The 21,260-nt window shown below is 68.2% G+C and carries 19 protein-coding genes; 12 read left to right on the forward strand and 7 right to left on the reverse strand.

What is annotated here, in order from left to right; translation table 11 throughout:
- Window positions 1–283: 283 nt before the first annotated feature.
- From A3ES_RS0143160 to ndk, 3 genes are read left to right on the forward strand one after another with little or no spacing between them, the layout of a single operon-like run.
- The gene (locus A3ES_RS0143160) at window positions 284–1,636 is read left to right on the forward strand and encodes a bifunctional folylpolyglutamate synthase/dihydrofolate synthase (protein WP_020393068.1); all 1,353 of its coding nucleotides are present in this window, start codon (window positions 284–286) and stop codon (window positions 1,634–1,636) included.
- Window positions 1,633–1,965, forward strand: a complete 333-nt coding sequence (locus A3ES_RS0143165; protein ID WP_020393069.1) for a DUF4233 domain-containing protein — start codon at window positions 1,633–1,635, stop codon at window positions 1,963–1,965. Before A3ES_RS0143160 ends, A3ES_RS0143165 begins: the two co-directional genes overlap by 4 nt.
- A gap of 55 nt (window positions 1,966–2,020) precedes the next feature.
- Window positions 2,021–2,431 (forward strand): nucleoside-diphosphate kinase, encoded by a 411-nt coding sequence (gene ndk / locus A3ES_RS0143170; RefSeq protein WP_020393070.1) that lies wholly within the window; start codon window positions 2,021–2,023, stop codon window positions 2,429–2,431.
- Between the two features lie 32 nt (window positions 2,432–2,463).
- Here the strand turns inward: ndk and A3ES_RS50450 are convergent, their stop codons facing one another.
- Entirely contained in the window at window positions 2,464–3,732 is a 1,269-nt protein-coding gene (locus A3ES_RS50450) for a tetratricopeptide repeat protein (RefSeq protein WP_020393071.1), read from the reverse strand.
- Window positions 3,733–4,039: 307 nt separating this feature from the next.
- Between A3ES_RS50450 and A3ES_RS0143180 the strand changes: the two genes are divergently transcribed.
- From A3ES_RS0143180 to A3ES_RS0143205, 6 genes are all read left to right on the forward strand, one after another.
- Window positions 4,040–5,065 (forward strand): rod shape-determining protein, encoded by a 1,026-nt coding sequence (locus A3ES_RS0143180; protein ID WP_020393072.1) that lies wholly within the window; start codon window positions 4,040–4,042, stop codon window positions 5,063–5,065.
- A 3-nt stretch (window positions 5,066–5,068) separates the two neighbouring features.
- The gene (gene mreC / locus A3ES_RS0143185; protein ID WP_020393073.1) at window positions 5,069–5,995 is read left to right on the forward strand and encodes a rod shape-determining protein MreC; all 927 of its coding nucleotides are present in this window, start codon (window positions 5,069–5,071) and stop codon (window positions 5,993–5,995) included.
- A gap of 1 nt (window position 5,996) precedes the next feature.
- On the forward strand, window positions 5,997–6,530 hold the full coding sequence (mreD, locus tag A3ES_RS0143190; protein WP_020393074.1) for a rod shape-determining protein MreD: 534 nt from the start codon (window positions 5,997–5,999) through the stop codon (window positions 6,528–6,530).
- Complete coding sequence (gene mrdA, locus A3ES_RS50455; RefSeq protein ID WP_020393075.1) at window positions 6,527–8,584, forward strand: penicillin-binding protein 2; 2,058 nt, start codon at window positions 6,527–6,529, stop codon at window positions 8,582–8,584. Before mreD ends, mrdA begins: the two co-directional genes overlap by 4 nt.
- A complete protein-coding gene (gene rodA / locus A3ES_RS0143200) occupies window positions 8,581–9,747 on the forward strand; it encodes a rod shape-determining protein RodA (RefSeq protein ID WP_020393076.1) in 1,167 nt (388 codons plus the stop codon). The genes mrdA and rodA overlap by 4 nt, the downstream gene beginning before the upstream one ends.
- A gap of 88 nt (window positions 9,748–9,835) precedes the next feature.
- On the forward strand, window positions 9,836–10,588 hold the full coding sequence (locus A3ES_RS0143205) for a hypothetical protein (RefSeq protein ID WP_020393077.1): 753 nt from the start codon (window positions 9,836–9,838) through the stop codon (window positions 10,586–10,588).
- Window positions 10,589–10,891: 303 nt separating this feature from the next.
- On the opposite strand, the gene A3ES_RS0143210 is transcribed toward A3ES_RS0143205, so the two are convergent.
- Entirely contained in the window at window positions 10,892–12,076 is a 1,185-nt protein-coding gene (locus A3ES_RS0143210; RefSeq protein WP_202806718.1) for a lytic polysaccharide monooxygenase, read from the reverse strand.
- A 128-nt stretch (window positions 12,077–12,204) separates the two neighbouring features.
- Window positions 12,205–13,170, reverse strand: coding sequence for an asparaginase (locus tag A3ES_RS0143215; RefSeq protein ID WP_020393079.1), 966 nt, complete (start codon window positions 13,168–13,170; stop codon window positions 12,205–12,207).
- A gap of 34 nt (window positions 13,171–13,204) precedes the next feature.
- On the opposite strand from A3ES_RS0143215, the gene pcaD reads away from it, so the two are divergent.
- From pcaD to A3ES_RS0143230, 3 genes are all read left to right on the forward strand, one after another.
- Window positions 13,205–13,963 carry a 3-oxoadipate enol-lactonase gene (pcaD, locus tag A3ES_RS0143220; RefSeq protein WP_020393080.1) on the forward strand — a complete coding sequence of 253 codons (759 nt, stop codon included), beginning with the start codon at window positions 13,205–13,207 and terminating at the stop codon, window positions 13,961–13,963.
- 34 nt (window positions 13,964–13,997) lie between these two features.
- Window positions 13,998–16,196, forward strand: coding sequence for a KAP family P-loop NTPase fold protein (locus A3ES_RS0143225; protein WP_020393081.1), 2,199 nt, complete (start codon window positions 13,998–14,000; stop codon window positions 16,194–16,196).
- Window positions 16,197–16,284: 88 nt separating this feature from the next.
- Window positions 16,285–18,216: a TIGR03960 family B12-binding radical SAM protein gene (locus A3ES_RS0143230; protein ID WP_020393082.1), complete on the forward strand. Its 1,932-nt coding sequence runs from the start codon at window positions 16,285–16,287 to the stop codon at window positions 18,214–18,216.
- Here the strand turns inward: A3ES_RS0143230 and A3ES_RS0143235 are convergent.
- The 4 genes from A3ES_RS0143235 to A3ES_RS55800 all read right to left on the reverse strand — a co-directional run bounded on the left by A3ES_RS0143235 (window position 18,193) and on the right by A3ES_RS55800 (window position 21,212).
- Window positions 18,193–18,654: an SEL1-like repeat protein gene (locus tag A3ES_RS0143235; protein WP_026163746.1), complete on the reverse strand. Its 462-nt coding sequence runs from the start codon at window positions 18,652–18,654 to the stop codon at window positions 18,193–18,195. The genes A3ES_RS0143230 and A3ES_RS0143235 overlap by 24 nt on opposite strands.
- Window positions 18,655–18,784: 130 nt before the next feature.
- A complete protein-coding gene (locus A3ES_RS0143240) occupies window positions 18,785–19,480 on the reverse strand; it encodes an HAD family hydrolase (protein WP_020393083.1) in 696 nt (231 codons plus the stop codon).
- A 156-nt stretch (window positions 19,481–19,636) separates the two neighbouring features.
- Entirely contained in the window at window positions 19,637–20,962 is a 1,326-nt protein-coding gene (locus A3ES_RS52015; RefSeq protein WP_020393084.1) for a M28 family metallopeptidase, read from the reverse strand.
- Window position 20,963: 1 nt separating this feature from the next.
- The gene (locus A3ES_RS55800) at window positions 20,964–21,212 is read right to left on the reverse strand and encodes a hypothetical protein (protein WP_020393085.1); all 249 of its coding nucleotides are present in this window, start codon (window positions 21,210–21,212) and stop codon (window positions 20,964–20,966) included.
- Window positions 21,213–21,260 lie beyond the last annotated feature (48 nt).

A 21,260-nucleotide genomic window follows, 5' to 3' on the forward strand; every position in this document is an offset into this window, starting at 1 on the left:
GATCAACCAGCTCCGCCTCGCCCGCCCGCTGGCCGAGGACCACCGACATCCCTGGGAGCGACGACGACCACCCCGCCGACTCACTCCAGGGCGTGTCCGCCGGGATTTCCCCCGACTCATACACACGATCGGCACCCCAGCCAGTCCACCAAAACCCTCCAAAGCCGGCCCCGGCCGACCCAAAGGCTCAACCAGCACCCCAGCCGTCCGCCACGACGTGATCAAGAAAGCCGCCTGACACAACAGCCCAGAGGTTTAAACGCAAGCCTAGACTGGCGTTCTGATGAGCGACCTCTCGTACGCCGAAGTGTCGGCGAAGCTCCAGGCCCGCTGGCCGGAGAACAAGATCGATCCCACGCTGGACCGGGTCCGCAGGCTGGTCGAGCTGCTCGGCGACCCGCAGCAGACCTACCCCGTGGTCCACCTGACCGGCACCAACGGCAAGACCTCCACCGCGCGGATGATCGACTCGCTGCTGCGGGAGGCGGGGCTGCGGACCGGCCGGTTCACCAGCCCGCATCTGGAGAGCCTCCGGGAGCGGATCACGCTCAACGGGGAGCCGATCGACGAGCAGCGGTTCGTCGAGGTCTACACCGAGATCGAGCCGTACGTGAACGTCGTCGACTCCGAGAACGAGCACCCGCTGTCGTTCTTCGAGGTGATCACCGCGATGGCCTTCGCGGCCTTCGCCGACGCACCGGTCGACGTCGCGGTGATCGAGGTCGGCCTCGGCGGCACCTGGGACTCCACCAACGTTGCCGACGGCACCGTCTCGGTGATCACCCCGGTCGCCGTCGACCACTCGCACATCCTCGGCTCGGATCCGGTCACCATCGCCAAGGACAAGTCCGGGATCATCAAACCGGGCGGTACGACGGTGATCTCGCAGCAGAGCATCGAGGTCGCCGAGGTGCTGGTACGCCGGGCCGCCGAGGTCGGTGCCCAGATCGCGCGCGAGGGACTCGAGTTCGGCGTACTCAGCCGATCCGTCGCGGTCGGCGGGCAGCTGATCTCGTTCAAGGGCCTCGGCGGCGAGTACGACGATGTCTTCCTCCCGCTCCACGGTGAATACCAAGCCCACAACGCGGCGACCGCGCTGGCCGCTGTCGAGGCGCTGCTCGGCTCGGGCGCGCAGACCGAGGACCGGATCACCACCGAGCTGGTCCAGGCCGGCTTCGCGGAGGTCACCAGCCCCGGCCGGATGGAGGTCGTGCGGACCAGCCCGACCGTCATCGTCGACGCCGCGCACAACCCGCACGGTGCCGAGGCGACCGCGGCCACGGTCACCGAGGCGTTCGCCTTCAACCCGCTGATCGGCGTCCTGGGCTGCATGAAGGACAAGGACGTGTACGGCGTACTGGAGGCGTACGAACCGATCATGGAGACCGTCGTCTGCACCCGGAACTCATTCACCGAGCGGTCGATGCCGGCCGAGGAGCTGGGCGAGATCGCGGCCGAGATCTTCGGTGAGGACCGGGTCCTGGTCCGGCCCAAGCTGCTCGACGCGATCGACGACGCGATCCGGCTGGCCGAGGAGAACGCGCTCGCGATGGGCACCGGCGGCGTCCTGATCAGCGGCTCGGTGATCACCGCCGGCGAGGCCCGCACGCTGCTGGTCCGGAAGCCGAAGCAATGAGGTCGCTCGCGTCGATCGTGCTCGGCTTCGAGTTCCTCATCCTGGCGCTCGTCACGCCGGTGATGATCTCGGTCGCCGATGTGGAGCCCAGTACTGCGATCCCGCTGTGCCTGGGCCTGGCGGTACTGGCACTTGTCGCGGCAGGCCTGCTGCGCAACCAGGTCGGCTACATCCTCGGCTCGATCATCCAGGTCGCCACTGTCGGGCTCGGGTTCGTCGTACCGGTGATGTTCGTGCTCGGCCTGGCCTTCGCCGCGTTCTGGGTGGCCTCGATCGTGCTCGGCCGCCGGATCGACGAAGCCAAGGCCGCCCAGGCCAACCAGAGCTGACCGCACTAGGCTCGACGCCACTGATCGTCAGAACAGCATCGGAGAGAGAACAGACATGTCGCAGCGCACCCTCGTCCTGCTCAAGCCCGACACGGTACGCCGTGGCCTGGTCGGGGAGGTCCTCGGACGGTTCGAGGCGAAGGGCCTCGCCGTCGTCGCGATGGACCTGCGCACGATCGACGGCGAGCTCGCCGACCAGCACTACGCCGAGCACGTCGAGCGGGACTTCTACCCGCCGCTGCGTGAGTTCGTCACCAGCGGCCCGCTGGTCGCGCTGGTCCTCGAGGGTGACGAGGCGGTCGAGGTGGTCCGCGGCCTGAACGGCGCGACGGACGGCCGCAAGGCGGCTCCGGGCACGATCCGCGGCGACCTGTCGCTGTCGAACCGGGAGAACCTGGTGCACGGCTCGGACTCCCCGGAGTCGGCCGAACGCGAGATCAAGATCTGGTTCCCCGACCTGCCGTAGTACCTAGGCCGTAGTACCTAGTACGGCAGCATCTAGTAAGTAAGGGTTCGCAAGCGCTCGTCGAGGGCCTCGGCGTCCGGATGGTCGAGCTGGATCAGGAGATCCAGTGATGCCTCCCACGAGGCCCCGGCGGCGTCTTCGTCACCGAGCTCCTGCTGTACGTCGCCCAGGTTCCGCAGCATGCGTGCTTGGTGGTAGACGTCATTCAGTACTTCGTAGAGCTCCAGCGCCCGTTGGTAGCACTGCGCCGACTCGGCCAGGTCCCTGAGCCCCCGGTAGGCGTAGCCGAGGTGATCCCAGGTCGCCGCCTCGCCCAGCTTGTGGTCGATCCCCTGGTAGAGCCCCTGCGCCTCGCGGCAGCGGCGTACCGCCTCGTCGTACTCACCGAACGCATGGGCGTGCAGCCAGCCCACGTAGTTCAAGGACAGCGCATGCCCCGTCCGGTGCCCGCTGCCCTTGAACAACTCGACAGCAAGCAGTTCATGCTCGTACGACTCCTGCAGCCGCTCCTGGTGGGACAGTACGAAGGCAACAACCCGGTGGCACCACGCCTGAATCACTTGATCGTCCAGTTGCTCGGCAAGCCGCAGTGCCGTCTCGGCTTCCACCAGGCCCTCGTCCAGCCGGTTCAGCCGCGTCAGCGCGTGCGCGCGATAGCGATGAGAGATCACCTGGCCACGCAGGTCGCCGGCGCGTTCAGAGGACTCCGCCGCTGTCTGCATCACGTCGGTCCAGGTGCTCCAGAGTCCCCGGCGCTCCAGGAAGCCCGTGATCGTGCGGGCGAGGTGCGTGGCGTGCCCGTCGAACCCCTGTCGAGCCGCATGCTCGATGAGCGCCACCAGATTCAGGTGCTCGGCCTCGAACCAGTCGAATGCCTCCTGATACCCACCAAAGCGCTCCACGTACGTCGTGCCGAGTGCCTCAGGCAGTACTTCGGGGTCGCGGTGCGGCCGCAACCACTGGTCGCCTGCGTCCGCAGTACGGAGGTAGTGGTCGAGTAGTCGCCACACGGCCTGGTGGCACTCGTCCTTCTTGTCGATCGACCCGGCCAGGTCCCTGGCGTACTCGCGGAGCAGGTCGTGGGAGGTGTAGCGATCTGGAGCGGGCTGGGTGACCAGCTGTGCGCGCTCCAACTCGGCTAGAGAGGCGCGGATGCGTTCCGGCGTAGTACCGGCGACTGCGGCGGCGGCAGCGACTGGCAGGTCAGGCCCCGGGTGCAGGCCCGTCAGCCGGAAGACCCGGGCCGAGGTGGCGGTCGTCAACTGGTAGGACCACGAGAAGACCGCTCGTAGCTCTGTCATCTGAGTCTCACCCGTGAGTGCGTCCAATCCCTGCCCCGGCCATCCGGCCATTCTCGCTCCGAAGAGGCCGAAAACACGGAGAATGCGACACGTTTGCAACACCTGTCACCCTCCGTCCGCCCGGATGCGCAGCCCGCGAAGGCATCGGCAGCGGATGGGAAGAGGCGCCCACCCCCGGCGTGAATCACTGGGTGAGGGGACCGATACGATGCGTCGTGGGCAGGCGGGTCGTGTCGGTCCCCGGGTGGCGATGAGTCCGCGCTTAGCCTGAGATTCCCGGGACTCGAGCAGCGGGAGGGCGTCCGAGATGGCGAACAGCATGCTCGGCCGCGATATGGCGGTCGACCTCGGCACAGCCAACACACTCGTCTACGTCCGCGGCCGCGGCGTAGTACTGAACGAGCCGTCCGTGGTCGCGATCCGGACCGACGAACCGCGCGAAGCGGTCGCGTTCGGGGCCGAAGCCAAGAAGATGATCGGCCGGACGCCCGGCAACATCACCGCGATCCGGCCGCTCAAGGACGGCGTGATCGCCGACTTCGACGCCGCCGAGCAGATGCTGCGGTACTTCATCCAGCGGGTCCACCGGCGCCGGTACTTCGCCAAGCCGCGGATCGTGGTCTGCGTCCCGTCGGGCATCACCGCGGTGGAGCAGCGCGCCGTCCGCGACGCCGGCTACATGGCCGGCGCGCGCAAGGTCTACATCATCGAGGAGCCGATGGCCGCCGCGCTCGGCTCGAACCTCGAGGTCCGCGACGCGACCGGCAACATGGTCGTCGACATCGGCGGTGGCACCACCGAGGTCGCGGTGATCTCGTTCGGCGGCATCGTCACCAGCCAGTCGATCCGGGTGGCCGGCGACGCGATCGACAAGGCCGTCGTGAACTACTGCAAGAAGGAGTACTCGCTGATGCTCGGCGAGGCCACCTCCGAGCAGATCAAGATGACCATCGGCTCGGCCTTCCCGACCTCGGACGGGCCGGACTCGGAGATCCGCGGCCGGGACATGGTGTCGGGGCTGCCGCGGACCGTGAAGGTGTCGTCGTCGAGCATCCGGCAGGCGATCGAGGAGCCGATCACCGCGATCGTCGACGCGGTCAAGGCCACCCTGGACAAGACCCCGCCCGAACTGGCCGGCGACATCGTCGACCGGGGCATCGTGCTGACCGGCGGCGGAGCGCTGCTGAAGGGCATGGACGAGCGGCTGCGGCACGAGACCGGCATCCCGATCCATGTCGCCGAGAACCCGCTGGACGCCGTCGTCCTCGGGGCCGGCAAGTGCGTCGACAATATCGAGACGCTGAACCGCATCCTCGTCACCGACCGCCGCTGAACCATGCTGAAAGATCTCGGTACACCGGCGAAAGGGCTGGTGCGTTCGGCCGGGCTGCCCCGGGAGATCCGCCGCCGGCGGACCATCCTGGTGCTGGTCATCCTGGCGTCGTTCACGCTGATCGTGCTGGACGCACGACGCTCGGCCGGTTCGCCGGTCGAGCCGCTGCGGCATGCGGCGGCGGCCGTCTTCGGTCCGCTGGAGTCCGGCGCGTCGTCGGCCCGGCAGCCTGTGGACAACCTCCGGGACCGGTTCGCCGAAGTGGATAGGTTGAAAGCAGAGAACGAAAAACTCACAGCGGACAACGAGAAACTCATCAGCGACCTGCGAACCACCGACTACGCCCGCAACCGCGCCGCCGAACTGGACCGCCTGCTGAAGGTGGCCCCGAAGTACACGGTGACGCCGGCCCGGGTGATCGGGATGGGGAGCGCCCAGAGTTTCAACCACACAGTGACCATCGATGCCGGAACGGCGGACGGAGTGCGCGCGGACATGACAGTACTGAATGGCGACGGGCTGGTGGGCCGCGTCGTGCGGACCACGGAGGCCACCGCCACGGTGCTGCTGATCGGCGACCGCAACTCGACCGTCGGCGGCCGGCTGAACTCCACGATGGCGCTCGGCTTCGTCTCCGGCCGTGGTGAGGTCGGCTCGTCGGCGACGCTCGACTACAAGCTGGTGGACCTGAAGGCGCGGCCCAAGGTGGGCGACCGGATCGTCACCTGGGGCTCGAGCGGCAACGCGCCGTACGTGCCGGGCGTGCCGATCGGCGAGGTCACTACGGTGACGGCGGTCCAGGGTGCTCTCGGCTCGACCGCACAGGTGAAGCCGTTCGTCGACCCGAGCCGGATCGACCTGGTCGGTGTCGTCACCGGTCCACCCGCGCGAGCGCCGCGGACGACCGTGCCGCCGGGGACGGGACGCTGAGATGCCGGCGATCCGGATCGTGCTGGCCGCGCTGTTCCTGATGCTCGCGGTCACCGTGCAGACCTCGGTGCTGCCGCACTTCGCGGTCGCCGGGGTCGGCTGTGACCTGGTGATGATCGTGGTTGTCGCGCTGGCGCTGTCCCGCGGCGCGGAGTGGGGCGCGATCGCGGGCTTCCTCGGTGGGCTGATGCTCGACGTGGTGCCGCCCGCCGACCACACCGCCGGCCGCTGGGCGCTCGCGCTCGCTCTGTCCGGGTACGTCGCGGGCCTGGTCCGGCGCGAGACGTCGGCTGCCCCGGTTGGCCCGCTTGTCGTCGCGCTGACCGTCGTACTGGGTGCGGCGCTTTCACTGACCGTGTACTCCGCGACTGGGTCGTTGCTGCACGATCCTGCGGTCGACTGGAGTGAGTTCGGTGTCCGGCTCGGCATCGCCGCCGGGTACGACGTGGTCGCGGCGATCGTGGTCATCCCACTGGTGATGTGGGTGATGGGACGCGTCGTACCGGCGAGGGAGCGGCGGCGGGTGCTGCCATGAGCTTCGACAGCTTCAACCCGGCGCCGCTGAAACCGCGGTTGCGCCTGTTCGTGATCCAGGTGCTCGTCTTCTCGCTGATGTTCACGCTGCTCGCGCGCCTTTGGTACATGCAGGTGATGTCGTCCGATGACTACTCCCAGGCGGCCACTCAGAACCACACCCGTGAGGTGCTCGTCCAGGCCCCGCGCGGCACGATCGTCGACTCGGCGGGCCGGACGCTGGTCGGCAACCGGGTGTCGCTGGTGATCACTGTCGACCGCTCGGTGCTCGCGAAGCTGCCCGATGACCAGCAGCAGGCGGTGCTGGCCAGACTGGCGAAGGTGCTTGGCCAGAAGCCGAAGGACCTGACCGCCCGGACCATGCTCTGCGGCGAGCCCGGCGCGTCCAAACCACCCGCCTGCTGGAACGGTACGCCGTACCAGCCGATCCCGGTCGCCAAAGATGTCAGCCCGCAGGTCGCCATCGAGGTGATGGAAGGCCGCGAGGACTTCCCGGGTGTCGCCGCCGAATCGGCCACCCTGCGGGCGTACCCGGCGCCGTACAAGGTGAACGCGGCGCACATCCTTGGCTATCTGTCGCCGATCACCACCGGCGAGCTGGACGAGCTGGACGCGTCCGGGCAGGACTCGGTGCCGCACCGCTCGGATCTGGTCGGCCGGGCCGGCGTCGAGCGCACCTACGACCAGTTGCTGCGCGGGACGCCGGGCGTCAAGAACGTCATCGTCGACGCGGTCGGCTACACCACCGGCGTCGAGAGGCAGACCGCGCCGGTGCCGGGCTCGACGCTGATGACGAGTATCGACGCGCGGATCCAGTCCTCGGTGGAGGCCCAGTTGCGCGGCGCGATCATGACGGCGCGCAAGCAGTACGACAAGATCACCAAGAAGAAGTACATCGCCGACTCCGGCGCGGCCGTCGTGATGGACACCAAGACCGGCCAGATCGTCGCGATGGCGAGCTACCCGAACTACGACCCGGGCGTCTGGGTCGGCGGCATCTCGCAACGCGAGCTCGACGCGCTCTACTCGACCAAGGCCGGGACTCCGCTGGTGTCGCGGGCGGTGCAGGGTCAGCTGGCGCCCGGGTCGACCTTCAAGCCGATCACCACCGCGGCCGCGCTGGCCAATGGCTACGGACCGAAGACCCGGCTCGACTGCTCGTCGTTCTTCGAGGTCGGTGACCGCCGGTTCAAGAACTACGAGTCCGCGTCGTACGGGATGATCGGCTTCGACCAGGCGCTGGCGCTGTCCTGCGACACCTTCTTCTACCGGATCGCCTACGCGCTGTGGCTCAAGGAGGGCGGCAACTCCGGGGACATCAACGCGGTGGACCCGCTGGTTCAGATGGCGCAGAAGTTCGGCCTCGGCAAGCCGACCGGAATCGACCTGCCCGGTGAGGTGTCCGGCCGGATCGCCGACCGGAAATGGAAGAAGGAGTACTACGACTCGCAGAAGGACTACTACTGCAAGCTCGCCGACAACCCACCGGCCGGCACTTCGGCGTTCCTGAAGCAGTTCTCCCGCGAGTTCTGCACGGACGGCTACCGCTACCGGGCCGGTGACGCGGTCAACTTCGCTATCGGGCAGGGCGACACCACGGTCACACCGTTGCAGATGGCAACGGTCTACGCGGCGCTGGCGAACGGCGGCAAGCTGTGGGAGCCGCGAGTGGCGAAGGCGTGGATCAGCCCGAACGGCAAGGTCCGGCCGGTCCCCTCGAAGCTCGGATCCAGGCTCCCGGTGCCGGCCTCGACGCTGCGCCTCATCGACAGGTCACTGCAGGAGACCGCCAAGACCGGTACGGCGGCCTGGAAGTTCGCCGGCTTCCCCTTCGACCAGGTGCCGCTCCGGGCCAAGACGGGAACGGCCGAGGTCTACGGCAAGCAGACGACCTCCTGGATGGCGACGTACACGGATCGCTACTCCGTCGTGATGATGATCAGCCAAGCCGGTACGGGTTCGGGCGCTTCCGGTACTGCGGTCCGCCACATCTACGAGACGCTCTACAACATCAAGCCCCCGGTCGTTCCGCCAGTGAAGAAGACCGAGCGATGAGCCTGCTCACCCCGATCCGCCAGTCCAGGCCCCGGGCCGATCGCCGCTCGGCGCTGTGGCAGGTCGACTGGGTGCTCGTGTTCGGCGTCCTGGGCCTGTCCGCCGTCGGGTCGTTGCTGATCTGGTCGGCGACGCACCAGCGCACGGCACTCACGGACGGCAATCAGTACGCGTTCCTGCTCCGGCATGCACTCAACTTCGCCATCGGGCTCGTCCTCGCCGTGCTCGCCGCCGTCACCGACCACCGCCGGGTGCGCATGCTCGCCCCGGTCCTGTACGCCGCGTCGGTGGTCGGGCTGGTCCTCGTCCTGGTCCCCGGAGTGGGTGCCGTGATCAACGGATCGCGGTCGTGGATCCAGCTGCCGTGGATGTCGATCCAGCCCAGCGAGTTCGCCAAGCTCGCGGTGATCGTCGGGATGGCGCTGCTGATCGCGGAGAAGGGCGAGACGAACCACCGCGAGGCGCGCACGATCGACATCGCGCAGGCGATCGCGGTGGCCGCGATACCGGTGCTGCTGGTGATGCTGCAGCCCGACCTCGGCACGGTGATGGTGCTCGGGTCGATCGTGTTCGGCATCGTGGCGGTGTCCGGCGTACCGAAACGGTGGATGCTCGGCATCGTGACGGCGGCGACGGTGATCGCGGTGCTGGCGATCCAGTTCAACGTGCTGAAGAAATACCAGCTGGCGCGCTTCACGGCGTTCGCGGATCCGTCCCAGGACCCGCAGGGCATCGGCTACAACGTGAACCAGGCACGGATCGCGATCGGCAACGGCGGCGTCTTCGGGCAGGGGCTGTTCCACGGTTCGCAGACGCAGAACGCGTTCGTGCCCGAGCAGCACACCGACTTCGTCTTCACCGTCGCGGGGGAGGAGCTCGGCCTGATCGGGGCGGGCGCGATCATCTGCCTCTTCGTGCTGATCCTGTGGCGCGGTCTGCGGATCGCGGTCAACGCCCGGGACGCGTTCGGCCGGCTGATCGCCACCGGTGTGGTCTGCTGGTTCGCGTTCCAGGCCTTCGAGAACATCGGGATGACGCTGGGCATCATGCCCGTCACCGGTCTGCCGCTGCCGTTCGTCTCCTACGGCGGCTCATCGATGTTCGCCGGCTTGCTGGCCGTCGGGTTACTACAGAACATCCACCTGCGATCTCACCAGGTGTAGGGCGTCTCTGCTGACTCCCCGCCCAGTGCGCGGCACGCGGCGGGGTACGCTTCAGCTTCCCTGCGCCCTCGACGGTTCTGGATGGGTCATGAAGCTCGCGTCGTCGTTCCCGCTCGCCGTTGCCGCTGCCCTCTCGCTGTCGCTCACCGCTTGTGGTGATGACAAGCCCACTGGGTCGGCCAGTCCGTCGTCGACACCCTCTGTGGTGGCGACACCTACAGAGAGTACGCCCAGCGATTCGCCGACCGAGACGGGTCCGGTCAAGCGCACGGATGCCGAGCTGACCAAGGCGCTGCTCGAACTGAAGGACCTGCCGAGCGGCTTCTCGTTGGACAAGGACGACCCGGCAGACGACGGCAGTACGCCGTTCTCGGCGCCCACCAGCAAGTGCAAGCCGCTGGTCAAATACCTGAACGCCGACGAGGCTCCCGGCGCCAAGGCCAGCGCGCATCGCTCCTTCGCGGGCGGCCAGGAAGGCCCGTACATCGACTTCTCCCTCGACGCGATGAGTACGTCGAAGGCCGTCGGCAAGCTGCAGACGTCGTACAAGGAAGCAGTTGCGTCGTGCAAGAAGGTGACCATGCGAGTCGACGGCAAGGGCAGCTCGCCGATGGAGGTCGTGGAGGTTTCCGCCCCGGAGTTCGGTGACGACCCGTTCGCCTTCAAGCTCACCGGCATCAGTGGCCCGCTCGAAGGACTGGAGTACACCGCCGCCATCACCGGCGTCGGCGACGTGATCCTCTCTGTCGGCATCCTGGCCGGCCAGCCAGGCGAACTCGACGGCGCTACCGAAGCGGCTGTCGAGAAGGCCCGCCCGATCCTCGCCAAATCCGGTAGCTAGTGCCTCTTGGGCACTAACCGCAGAGCCGGTTAGTTGGGGCGAGCGTCAGGCTGTCAACGACCCGCTAGGGGTTGTTGGACCGGCGATGGCGGAACTACAGGCAGGTCGAATGCTGGGTAGGGCGGGCCGCCATCACTATCCAACCTCGCGAGCAAACGCTTCCCTCGGCGTGTCGAGGCGTTGGGCCCGGGTTGGGTAGTGATGGCGGTCCGCGGCCGGCCTGCGTGGGCCTGGGTCTTCGGTGCCCGGGCCGAGCGGGGTCACCCGTACTCCGGATCGGACGGATCATGAGCGACAGCGAAGTCACCGCGGTGCGTGTGAGTGGCCGGTACTTCCTTGGTGCTTCGAGTGGTCGTGCTGGAGAGACCCGAAAGCCTGGACGCTCGCCAGGATCCGCATCAGGACACCGTCGCTGCGGCCGGCCTGGGCCAGCGCCGCCTCGGCTGGTGTCGATGGCTGGCAGGCGACCAGATCGGTCGGCGGCCGATTCGTGCCGGTGTGCGAGCCGTTGAAACCGAAGGTCACCGACTCGCCCGGCCGGATGACCGAGTTCCAGGACGCATTGGAGGCGATCGCCCCGGTAGTGCCGTTGTTCACCACGGTGGCGTCCCATCCTTCGCCGACCACCCGTTGGCCGCTTGGCCAAGTCCAGCGCACGGTCCAGCCATTGACCGCGTTCTGGCCGGTGTTGGTCACCCGCACGCTGGCCGTGAAGCCGTTGTTCCACTGGCTCGGCGTGGAGTAGGACACCGAACAGCTGGTCGGCGGTGGGGGAGGCGTGGGCGTCGGCGTGGGCGTGGGTTCGCCCGGATCGGTGGTCAGGTTGACGTCCGCGCACTGGTAGAACGCCTCCGGACTGTCGCTGCGCTGCCAGATGGAGTAGATGATGTGGCGTCCGGTCTTGTTCGCCGGCAGGGTGGCGGGCCAGGTCCATTCCGGACCGTACGGGCCGTTGCCGTTCAGGGGCGGATTGGTCACCTGGTTCCACGGCGCCGGTTCCAGGTCCGACCAGCGCAGGGGCTGATTGATGTCCCAGCCGTCCCGGGTGATGTACTGCGTCCAGGTGCCCGGATGTGGCGCCCACGCGTTGTAGCGGATGTTGATCGTCGCACCGGGTCGGATGGTGGTGGACGGCCAGTCCGGTCGCGCCGCCCGGAACTTGGCGAACCGCGAATCGGGCCCGCACAGGTTGCCATCCGGGATGATCTCGCGGTGCCGGCCGCCGGCATTGCTGATCAGGTTGCCGAACCAGTTCCAGAACGGAAAGTGGTCGCCGTTGTTCCACGCGTCCGCACAGGCTGGGTTGGTCGGATTGAGGTCGCCGCCGTTGCCGCCTTCCTTGCCGTCGACGTAGCACAGGTAGGTCCGGCTGCCAGGAAAGGTGAATGCGCCATGGGCGTGGGCCGCCGGTGCCGGCAGCGCCACCAGGAGCGCGCCGGTGATACCGGCCAGCGCGCACACCATCGCAGTGTTTCGGAAGAGCCTCACGGTAGTCCCTCCTCAATGGGCAGCCCCGCGTGGGGGCCCGGATTCTGGGAGCGCTCCCAAAACTGATGGTAAGGATGTCACCACGGTCTGTGTAGAGCCTTAAACGTTTCCGGGACCTGGCAAAAGCTTTAGATTGTCGGGCGGATCTCGCCCACGGGACGGCCGCCGCCCAGAACGAGCTGGTTGAGCAGGTCGGTGGCGGGGGTGACGTCGAGGCCGCATTTGTGGAGCAGGGTGAGGGCTAGGGCGGTGGTTGCCCGGGGGTTGCCGTCGATGACCTTGACCGCGACGGCGTGACCGTCCGGGGTCGCCATCGCGATCACGCCTTCGGCGCCGCCCTTGGCGATGACGCCGGGGAGGAGGCGCATGACCTCGCTGTTCTGATGACCCTTGCCACCAACGAGTTCTGGGTGCTGGCGCATTGCCAGAGCCACCCGGCTGTCCGCCGTACCGGCTGGTGCGGTGGCGAGGTGGCTGAAGGCGCGGGCCAAGCCGGACAAGGGCATTCCGAGCAGGGGAGCGCCGCAGCCGTCGATGGTCACGATGCCCGTCGAAGCCTCCGTCAACCGCTCCACCGACGCCGCGATGGCCTGCTGGACCGCCGACCCAGCCTCTAGATAGTCAGCAGGATCCTGACCCTGGGCAACAGTTGCCTTGAGCATTGCCGCGTGCTTGCCTGAGCAGTTCATCCGGACCTTCTCCGGATCGATGCCTTCGGCAATCAAACGGAAGCGGGTCGGCTCGTCCTCCGGCCGGTCCGGCGGGCAGCGCAGGGCGTCCCGTCCGAGGCCCGCCGACGCCAGGATCCGGTCCACCAGCGCGACGTGCCGATCCTCGCCGGTGTGGCTCCCGGCCGCGATCGCGGACTCCTCGGCGTCGAGCTCGGCGCCGGCCTCGATGCATCCCACTGCCTGCAACGGCTTGGCCGTTGACCGCGGCAGGACGACGGCGTCCACGTCGCCGGCGGCGAACACCTGCTTCCCGTCCGGATCCAGCGCCACCGCGAGCCCGAAGTGCCGGCTCTCGACAAATCCGCTGCGAACCACCTCGGCCAGTTCGACGACATTTCCCACGCCGGGGACACCGTTGATCATGCGGGGACGCTAGCAGCGTTCGTAAGGTGTGGGCATGCGACTCAACTACCAGTCGACCGGTCCCGAGGACGCGCCCGTGCTGCTGCTCGGCTCGTCACTCGGTACGACGCACGCGATGTGGGCCCCGCAGCTCGAAGTCCTGGCGGAGCGGTTCCGGGTGATCGCCTTCGACCATCGTGGCCATGGGGATTCCGAGACGCCGGACGGGCCGTACTCGATCGAGGATCTCGGTGGAGACGTAATCGAGCTGCTCAACGAGTTGCTGGTGGAGCGGGCGTCGTACGCCGGGATCTCGCTCGGCGGCTCGGTCGGGTTGTGGCTGGCCGAGAACGCACCGGATCGGTTCCACCGGTTCGCGCTACTGTGCCCACCGGCGTACCCGGCCGCGGGCGCGCAGATGTGGACCGACCGGGCGGCGCAGGTGCGGGCCGAGGGCACCAAGGCGATCACCGAGATGACGCTGAGCCGCTGGTTCCTCCCCGAGTACGCCGATGCGCAGGCCGCCGAGGTCGACGTCATCCGGCAGCAACTGCTCGGCACGTCGGCCGAGGGCTATGCGGCTTGCTGTGAAGCCCTGGGAGCCCTGGACCTCCGCCCGGCTTTGGGCGACATCACCGCTCCGGTGCTGCTCGTCACCACCGACTCGGACGCCTCAGTCCCACCCGAGACCGTGGTCCCGCTGGCCGGCCAGATCCCCGGCGCCCACCTGGAAATCATCGAAGGCGCCGCCCACCTGGTCACGTACTCCCACCCCGACGTGATCAACCACCTCCTGCTGTCGCACCTGACCTGACCGATCACCGCTACCCTGCAGGCGGGGAGGGCAGATGGCTGAGCAGCTTCAGGTCTCGGTGGTGATCGAAGGGCGTCTGGTCGAGCTCATTCATGGCGATCTCTTTGAGAGCGACGCCGAGTGTCTGGTGGTGCCCTGTACCACCAGCGGCAGCGTGTCACGCCCGTTCAGCGAGCAACTCGGCAGTTTAGGGATCTCGCTGCCGCGGACGAGCAATATGGCTGGGGGCGGGGTCATCCTCGCCGGGAGAGGTGCCGACAGCGGTCAAAGCATCTACTTGGCGGCAGTCGTGACGTCCCCCGAACTGGCAGAGGACGCCGTGCGGATGGCCGCCCAGAATGTCGGCGAGATCGTCGCCAGAGACGGTGGACGGGCCGCATTTCCGCTGCTCGGCACCGGAGCCACGGACGGTCTGCCACCAGAGGTCTCGCTGAAAGCGATCATCGCCGGATTCGGGCGCTCCGGCTCGCTGCGCATCCACGTCCCCGACTCAACTGTCTACAGCGATCTCATCGCCTCCGCCCCCCAGCCACCTGACTCCTTGAACGCACCGCAGGCCAGCTCCAAGACCGCTCCGCCGGACGGCATCGCGACTCCATCGCCGGACGGCGCGTCGCCGAGCGTTCCCAGCCCCGCGCAGGAGGAGCTGGTCCCCACACACACCGACGGGCCGGCGTATGTGGATGAGCTTGGGCGGCAGGGGTTTGCTCGGGTGCTGGGGCGGCGGATTCGGGATGCGCGGAAGGAAGAGGCTCGCAACAGCAAGCAGGCGGTGGATCCGCGGGCTCGGCGTGGTGGTGCGTTCATCGTTCATCTGCACGCGCCCTGGGGTGCGGGCAAGACGTCCGTGCTCAACTTCCTCGCCGCCGAGCTGCGCAAGGCCGACGAGGCCGCGGGGGAGAAGCGGTCCGTCGTGGTCGAGTTCAACGCCTGGCGGCATCAGCGCATCGAGCCGCCCTGGTGGTGGCTGATGACCGCCCTGTACTCCGGCGCCGTGCGCGATCTCGACAAGTTCGACAAGCCGCGTGCCGTCTGGCTCCGCCTTCGCGAGTGGCTCTGGCGCTCGAAGGGCGGCTGGCCCGGATACGTCGCGCTGCTGGTCGTGGCGGGTGTCGTCACGTGGGCTTGGCAGGCCGGCTGGTTCGGTGCTGTCAGCAACCAGGAGCTGTTCTCGCCGGACACGGTCAAGGGCTACCTGGTCGCAGCGGCCGCCATCATCACGCCGGCGCTCACCGTCTGGGGCCTCCTGCACGCCATGGGCCGCTGGGTCTTCACCACCTCCGCGAGGGGCGCGAGGAGGTTCATGGCGAACACCAGCGACCCGATGCGGACGGCGCAGGATCATCTGGCCGACCTGACCAAGTGGATCCACCACGACGTCGTGGTGATGATCGACGATCTCGACCGGTGCAAGGGCCCGTACGTGGTGGAGTTGCTGGAGGGCATCCAGACGCTGTTCCGCGACGTACCGGTGACGTACGTGATCGCCGCTGATCGGGACTGGCTGGCGGACAGCTACGCGGCGGAGTACTCGGGGTTCGTCAGTGTCGCGGGGGAGCCCGGCCGGCCGGTCGGCTACCTCTTCCTGGAGAAGACCTTCCAGATCTCGACCGGGCTGCCTCGGTCAGGTGAGCGGCTCAACGCGTTCTGGGGCCGGATTCTGCGATCGCCGAGCGTGCCGGACGAGCAGGCGCTGGAGCAGGCGCGGGCCGACGCCAAGCGCGATCTCGGCGGCAAGCAGAGCGACGAGGCTCGCGCGGAGGTACTGGCGAACCCGGGCCGGACGCCGGCCGAGAAGCTGGCGCGGTGGGAGACGGTCGCCGTCGAGATGGTCACCGAACGCGCTCAGCAACGCAACAAGCACACACTGGAGCCGTTCGGCGCGCTGCTCGGCCGCGACCCGAACCCGCGCGCGATGAAACGCCTCGTCAACGCCTACGGCATCGCCCGCGGCATCGAGACGCTGCAGGGGTTCAACCTGGAGGACAACCACGTCCGCGAGCAGGAAACCGCTCTCTGGACCATCCTCACCCTCCGCTGGCCCAAGCTCGCCGGTCACCTGGCCCGCTACCCCGAACACCTCGAGTACGTCGGTACCGCGGACCCGCCCAGCACCATCCCAGCCGACCTCCGCCCCCTCTTCGCCGACCCCGAGCTGCTGGACGTCGTCCAGGGCAAGGGCGTCGAAGCGTCTCTCACCCCCGAGATCCTGACCGCGACAACCCTGCGCTGACCGCTCAGGGAAGGTTCGGATGCCGAGGTTGAGGCCAGCCGGAGTTAGGCTGGTGGATGGCAAGGTGTGTCGAGTGGGAAGTTCTGTGATGACTGTTGAATCGTTGTTTCCGCGGCTGGAAGCGCTGCTGCCGACCGTGCAGAAACCGATCCAGTATGTGGGCGGTGAGCTCAACTCGGTCAGCAAGGACTGGGACTCGGTGAGCGTGCGGTGGGCGCTGATGTACCCCGACGCCTACGAGGTCGGCCTGCCCAACCAGGGCGTGCAGATTCTGTACGAAGTACTGAACGAGCGCGAGCACACCCTCGCGGAGCGGACCTACTCGGTCTGGCCCGACATGGAGCAGGTGATGCGGGACAACGACATCCCGCAGTTCACGCTCGACAGCCACCGTCCGGTGCGCGCCTTCGACGTGTTCGGGCTCTCCTTCTCCACCGAGCTCGGCTACACCAACATGCTGACCGCGCTCGACCTGGCCGGCATCCCGCTGTACGCCGTCGACCGCACCGACGACGACCCGATCGTGCTGGCCGGCGGTCATGCCGCGTTCAACCCCGAGCCGATCGCGGACTTCATCGACGCGGCGGTGCTCGGCGACGGTGAGGAGATCGTGCTGGCGATCTCCGAGGTGATCCGGGAGTGGAAGGACGAGGGCAGCCCGGGCGGGCGCGACGAGGTACTGCACCGGCTCGCCTCCACCGGCGGCGTCTACATCCCCAAGTTCTTCACCGTCGACTACCACGACGACGGCCGGATCAAGCGCGTCGCGCCGAACAAGCCGGGCGTGCCGTGGCGGACCGCCAAGCACACAGTGATGGACCTGGACGCCTGGCCGTACCCGAAGAAGCCGCTCGTCCCGCTCGCCGAGACCGTGCACGAGCGGTACTCCGTGGAGATCTTCCGCGGCTGCACGCGCGGCTGCCGGTTCTGCCAGGCCGGGATGATCACCCGCCCGGTGCGCGAGCGCAGCATCACCACGATCGGCGACATGGTCGAGAACGGGCTGAAGCAGTCCGGGTTCGAGGAGGTCGGGCTGCTCAGCCTGTCGTCCGCCGACCACAGTGAGATCGCCGAGGTCGCGAAGGGTCTGGGCGACCGGTACGAGGGCAGCAACGTCTCGCTGTCGTTGCCCTCGACAAGGGTCGACGCGTTCAACATCACGCTGGCCAACGAGTTCTCCCGCAACGGCCGGCGCAGCGGTCTGACGTTCGCCCCCGAGGGCGGCTCGGACCGGATGCGCAAGGTGATCAACAAGATGGTCAGCGAGGAAGACCTGATCCGCACCGTCGCCGCGGCGTACAGCCATGGCTGGCGGCAGGTGAAGCTGTACTTCATGTGCGGCCTGCCGACCGAGACCGACGAGGACGTGCTCGCGATCGCCGACCTGGCCAAGCGCGTGATCGCGACCGGCCGCGAGGTGTCCGGCCGCAACGACATCCGTTGCACGGTGTCGATCGGCGGGTTCGTACCGAAGCCGCACACGCCGTTCCAGTGGGCCTCGCAGCTCGGCGTCGAGGAGACCGACGCCCGGCTGGCCAAGCTGAACGCGGCGATCCGGTCGGACAAGAAGTACGCGAAGGCGATCGGTTACCGCTACCACGACGGCAAGCCGGGCATCATCGAAGGCCTGCTGTCCCGCGGTGACCGCCGGGTCGGCCGGATCATCGAGCAGGTCTGGCGGGACGGCGGCCGGTTCGACGGCTGGAGCGAGCACTTCTCCTACGAGCGCTGGATCGCGGCCACCGAGAAGGCGCTGGCCGACGAGCCGGTCGACCTGGCCTGGTACACGACGCGCGAGCGCGAGTACGCCGAGGTGCTGCCGTGGGACCACCTGGACTCCGGGCTGGACCGCGACTGGCTCTGGGAGGACTGGCAGGACGCGCTCGAGGTGGACGGCGCGATCGAGGTCGAGGACTGCCGCTGGACGCCGTGCTTCGACTGCGGCGTCTGCCCGCAGATGGGGACCGAGATCCAGGTCGGCCCCACCGGCAAGAAGCTACTCCCGCTGTCCGTGGTCTGAGTTCTCGCCGTCCGTGAGCGCCCGGCGCTTGAGGAAGCGCCGGGCGGCGAAGTGCCCGTTGTCGGCGGCCATCCGGTACCACGGGTCGCTGGCATCGATGCCATCGCGCGACTCGATCAGCCGGCCCATCTCCCACATCGAGTCGACGTCACCGTGATCGATGGCCTGCAGCAGCAGGCGTTCGGCCTGGTCGTGATCGCCGGTGCTCTTCGCGGCCAGGGCCAGGGTCCGGATCGCCTGCGGGTTGCCCGCTTCGGCGGCCGCGCGAGCCTCTTCCGGCGTACGGAAGGCGTGGCGGCGCGACGAGGTCCAGGCCCACAGTGCAGTCAGGGCACCGAGCGTCCAGAGCCCCAGGCCGACGTACAGCATCGGTCTGTTGTCGGTCAGTACCGCGGCCAGTGTGAATCCGGCCGCTGCGGCGAACAGAAACAGTGTCATCGCGGATCCTCTCCCCAGCCCCGCGCCGCCCCCCAGCGGTCCCACTTCTGCTCAAGGTAACCGACGCGCGGCGCCTTGGGGAGAGGCCACCGCGCGCCGGTCCCCACTCAAACGAAGAGTTCAAACACTTTTAGTAGGCGGAAACCGCTAACAATGCTTCGCTAAGTGACATCTGGGCAGCGCTGCCCAGCGCCAGGTCGGCGGCCGCCACTGCTGCCGGCTCTACGTACGGGTTGGGGATCGCGACGGTCGCCATCCCGGCTGCGGCCGCCGCTGCGACTCCGTGTGGGGTGTCCTCGACCGCCGCGGCCGCAGTACCGGGGAGTCCGAGGCGTTCCAGGGCGAGCAGGTAGACGGCGGGATCGGGCTTGTGCATCGCGACCTCGTCGCCGGTCACGACGAGATCGAAGAGGTCGAGGGCCTGGACCCGCTCGAGGTGGCCGACCACCCACGGGCGCTCCGAGCTGCTCGCGATCGCGACCTTCATCCCCAGCTCACGGGCTTCGAGCAACCACGTGCGGATCCCCGGCCGGAAGTCCAGCGACTCGTGCAGTTGATTCCGGTGCGCCGTCCGCCGCGCGTGGCTGGCGTCGCGATCGAAGTCCGGCACCAGTTCCGCGAGTCGTCCGTAGCGGACTTCGGTGGTATCACCGCCATGCCCCGGCCAGAAGTCGTCATCCAGGTCGAGCTCAAGACCGTGATGCGTCCACTCGGCCTGCCAGCTCTCCACCATCGTCGTCTCGGTGTCCATCAGCAGCCCGTCGAAGTCGAACACCACCGCCTCGATGGAGATCTCCACGCCACCACTCCCGTACAGGTCCGTCACCCCAGTTAGCCTATTACGGTGCGCCACTCGGTGCGGACGCGGGGCGCCACGCATGCACAACCCGGCGCGGACGCCTCGACGCGCCGGGGGAAGCGCTTGCTGGCGAAGTTGTGTATGCACGGACGTTCGCCTTCGCCTCGCCCGGTACGCCGTGGCCTAGCCCGGTACACCTCCGAGCGACTCGAAGTCGTGCCAGGCGGTGCCGTCCCAGTAGAGGTGGTGGAGGGCCGAGTCGGTGCCGACTGCGAAGACGTCGAGGCGGCCAGGGCCCCAGGAGACTGCTGAGCCGGCTGGTTGCGGGCGGGCCGGAGGGCTGACGAGTCCGAGCCAGCCGGCGAGTGCTGCGGCGTTCATTCGCAGGATTTCGGCGGCGAGCGGCCAGTCGAGGAAGTCGAGTTTGTCGTCGGCGGAGTGGATGTGCCCGTTCGCGCTGTCGGCGCCTTCGATCGTGAGCACGGCCGCCGTCCCCGCGTTGATGAACGGCACATGGTCGCTGGCGAAGGGGTTCAGCGAGGTCTCGACCTTCAGGCCCGTGTACGTCGCGGCGGCCGCGGCCAGGTCGGCGAGCTGCCCGGCCGATATCGGTGCGCCTTCCAGCAACACGGTCGGCACGGTGGAGTTCTTCGAGGCGATCATGTCCATGTTGAGCACCGCGCGAATGCGCGCCCGCTCGGCAGCCGGCAGCGCAGCGACGTACTGCTTGCTCCCGAACAGCCCTTCTTCCTCACCACCGAAGAGAATCAGCCGTACGTCGTGGATCCACGCACGACTGGCGATCAGCCGTCCGAGTTCCAGTACTCCGGCCGACCCGCTCGCGTTGTCGTCGGCACCGGGCGCACTGGCGCCGATGCCACCGGCGAGGTTGATCGAGTCGAGGTGCGCGGTGATCAGGACGAGCCCGCGCGGACCCGTACCTGTGCCGGGACGGTCGCCGATCAGGTTCTCCGAATGACCCGCGCCGACGGTGATCGGCATCCGGGTGACGCCGTAGCCGAGGGCAACCATCCGCGCGGCGGCGAAGTCCACGGCGGTGGTGAACGACGGGCTGAGCGAGTGCCGAGTCGACAGGCTCGCGAACCAAGTCAGATCAGCCTTGTACGACGCCGGCGCGAGTTGAGCGAGCAAGTTGGCGATCGCCGGGTCGGCACGCCGGGCGACTCGCGCCGGTACGTCGACAACTGTGCCGGGCTTCAAGGCCTCTACTCGCCAGCAATGGTTGGAGCGCCGGCGCGGTTTGTCGGCGGCCGAGATCACCAGATGCCGCCCGTGATCGAGCAGCGGCGTGATGTCGGGGAACTCGTCCTGGAAGCTCCGCCCGACCTGCGTCACCAGCACCAGGCCGGGCGCAGTACGAGACGCACGTCCCAGCTTCTCCTCGGCGGGTCCCCACAGGATGGTGGCGTCGCCGAAGCGCGCCGACTTGGCACCTTCGGCGGCCACCGCGGTCGGCACCACCAGGTACCGAACAGGCGAACCAGTCATCTCACTCCTCCCAATCGATCTCGAGCCGATCCGCCGCCACCGCGACGATCGCCCCACCAGCGGGCAACCCAGACCCAGTCTTGGCTCCGCGGCTGACCTGACCAGTCGCGGACCAGCGCCCGGGATGCGCCTCCGGTGCGTCGCCCCGCCCGATCAACCAGTCGGTGAAAGTGCCGTCGGCGCGGAACTCCACCCCCCGCCGGCCGCGAGCCGGCGGGAAGGCGAAGTCGTCGCGGCGGTAGACGGTCACCCGATCGTGGTCCTCCTCGAAGGAGTGCGTCCACCGCCCGACCAGCTG

The sequence above is a fragment of the Kribbella catacumbae DSM 19601 genome, assembly GCF_000372465.1.
Lineage (GTDB): Bacteria > Actinomycetota > Actinomycetes > Propionibacteriales > Kribbellaceae > Kribbella > Kribbella catacumbae.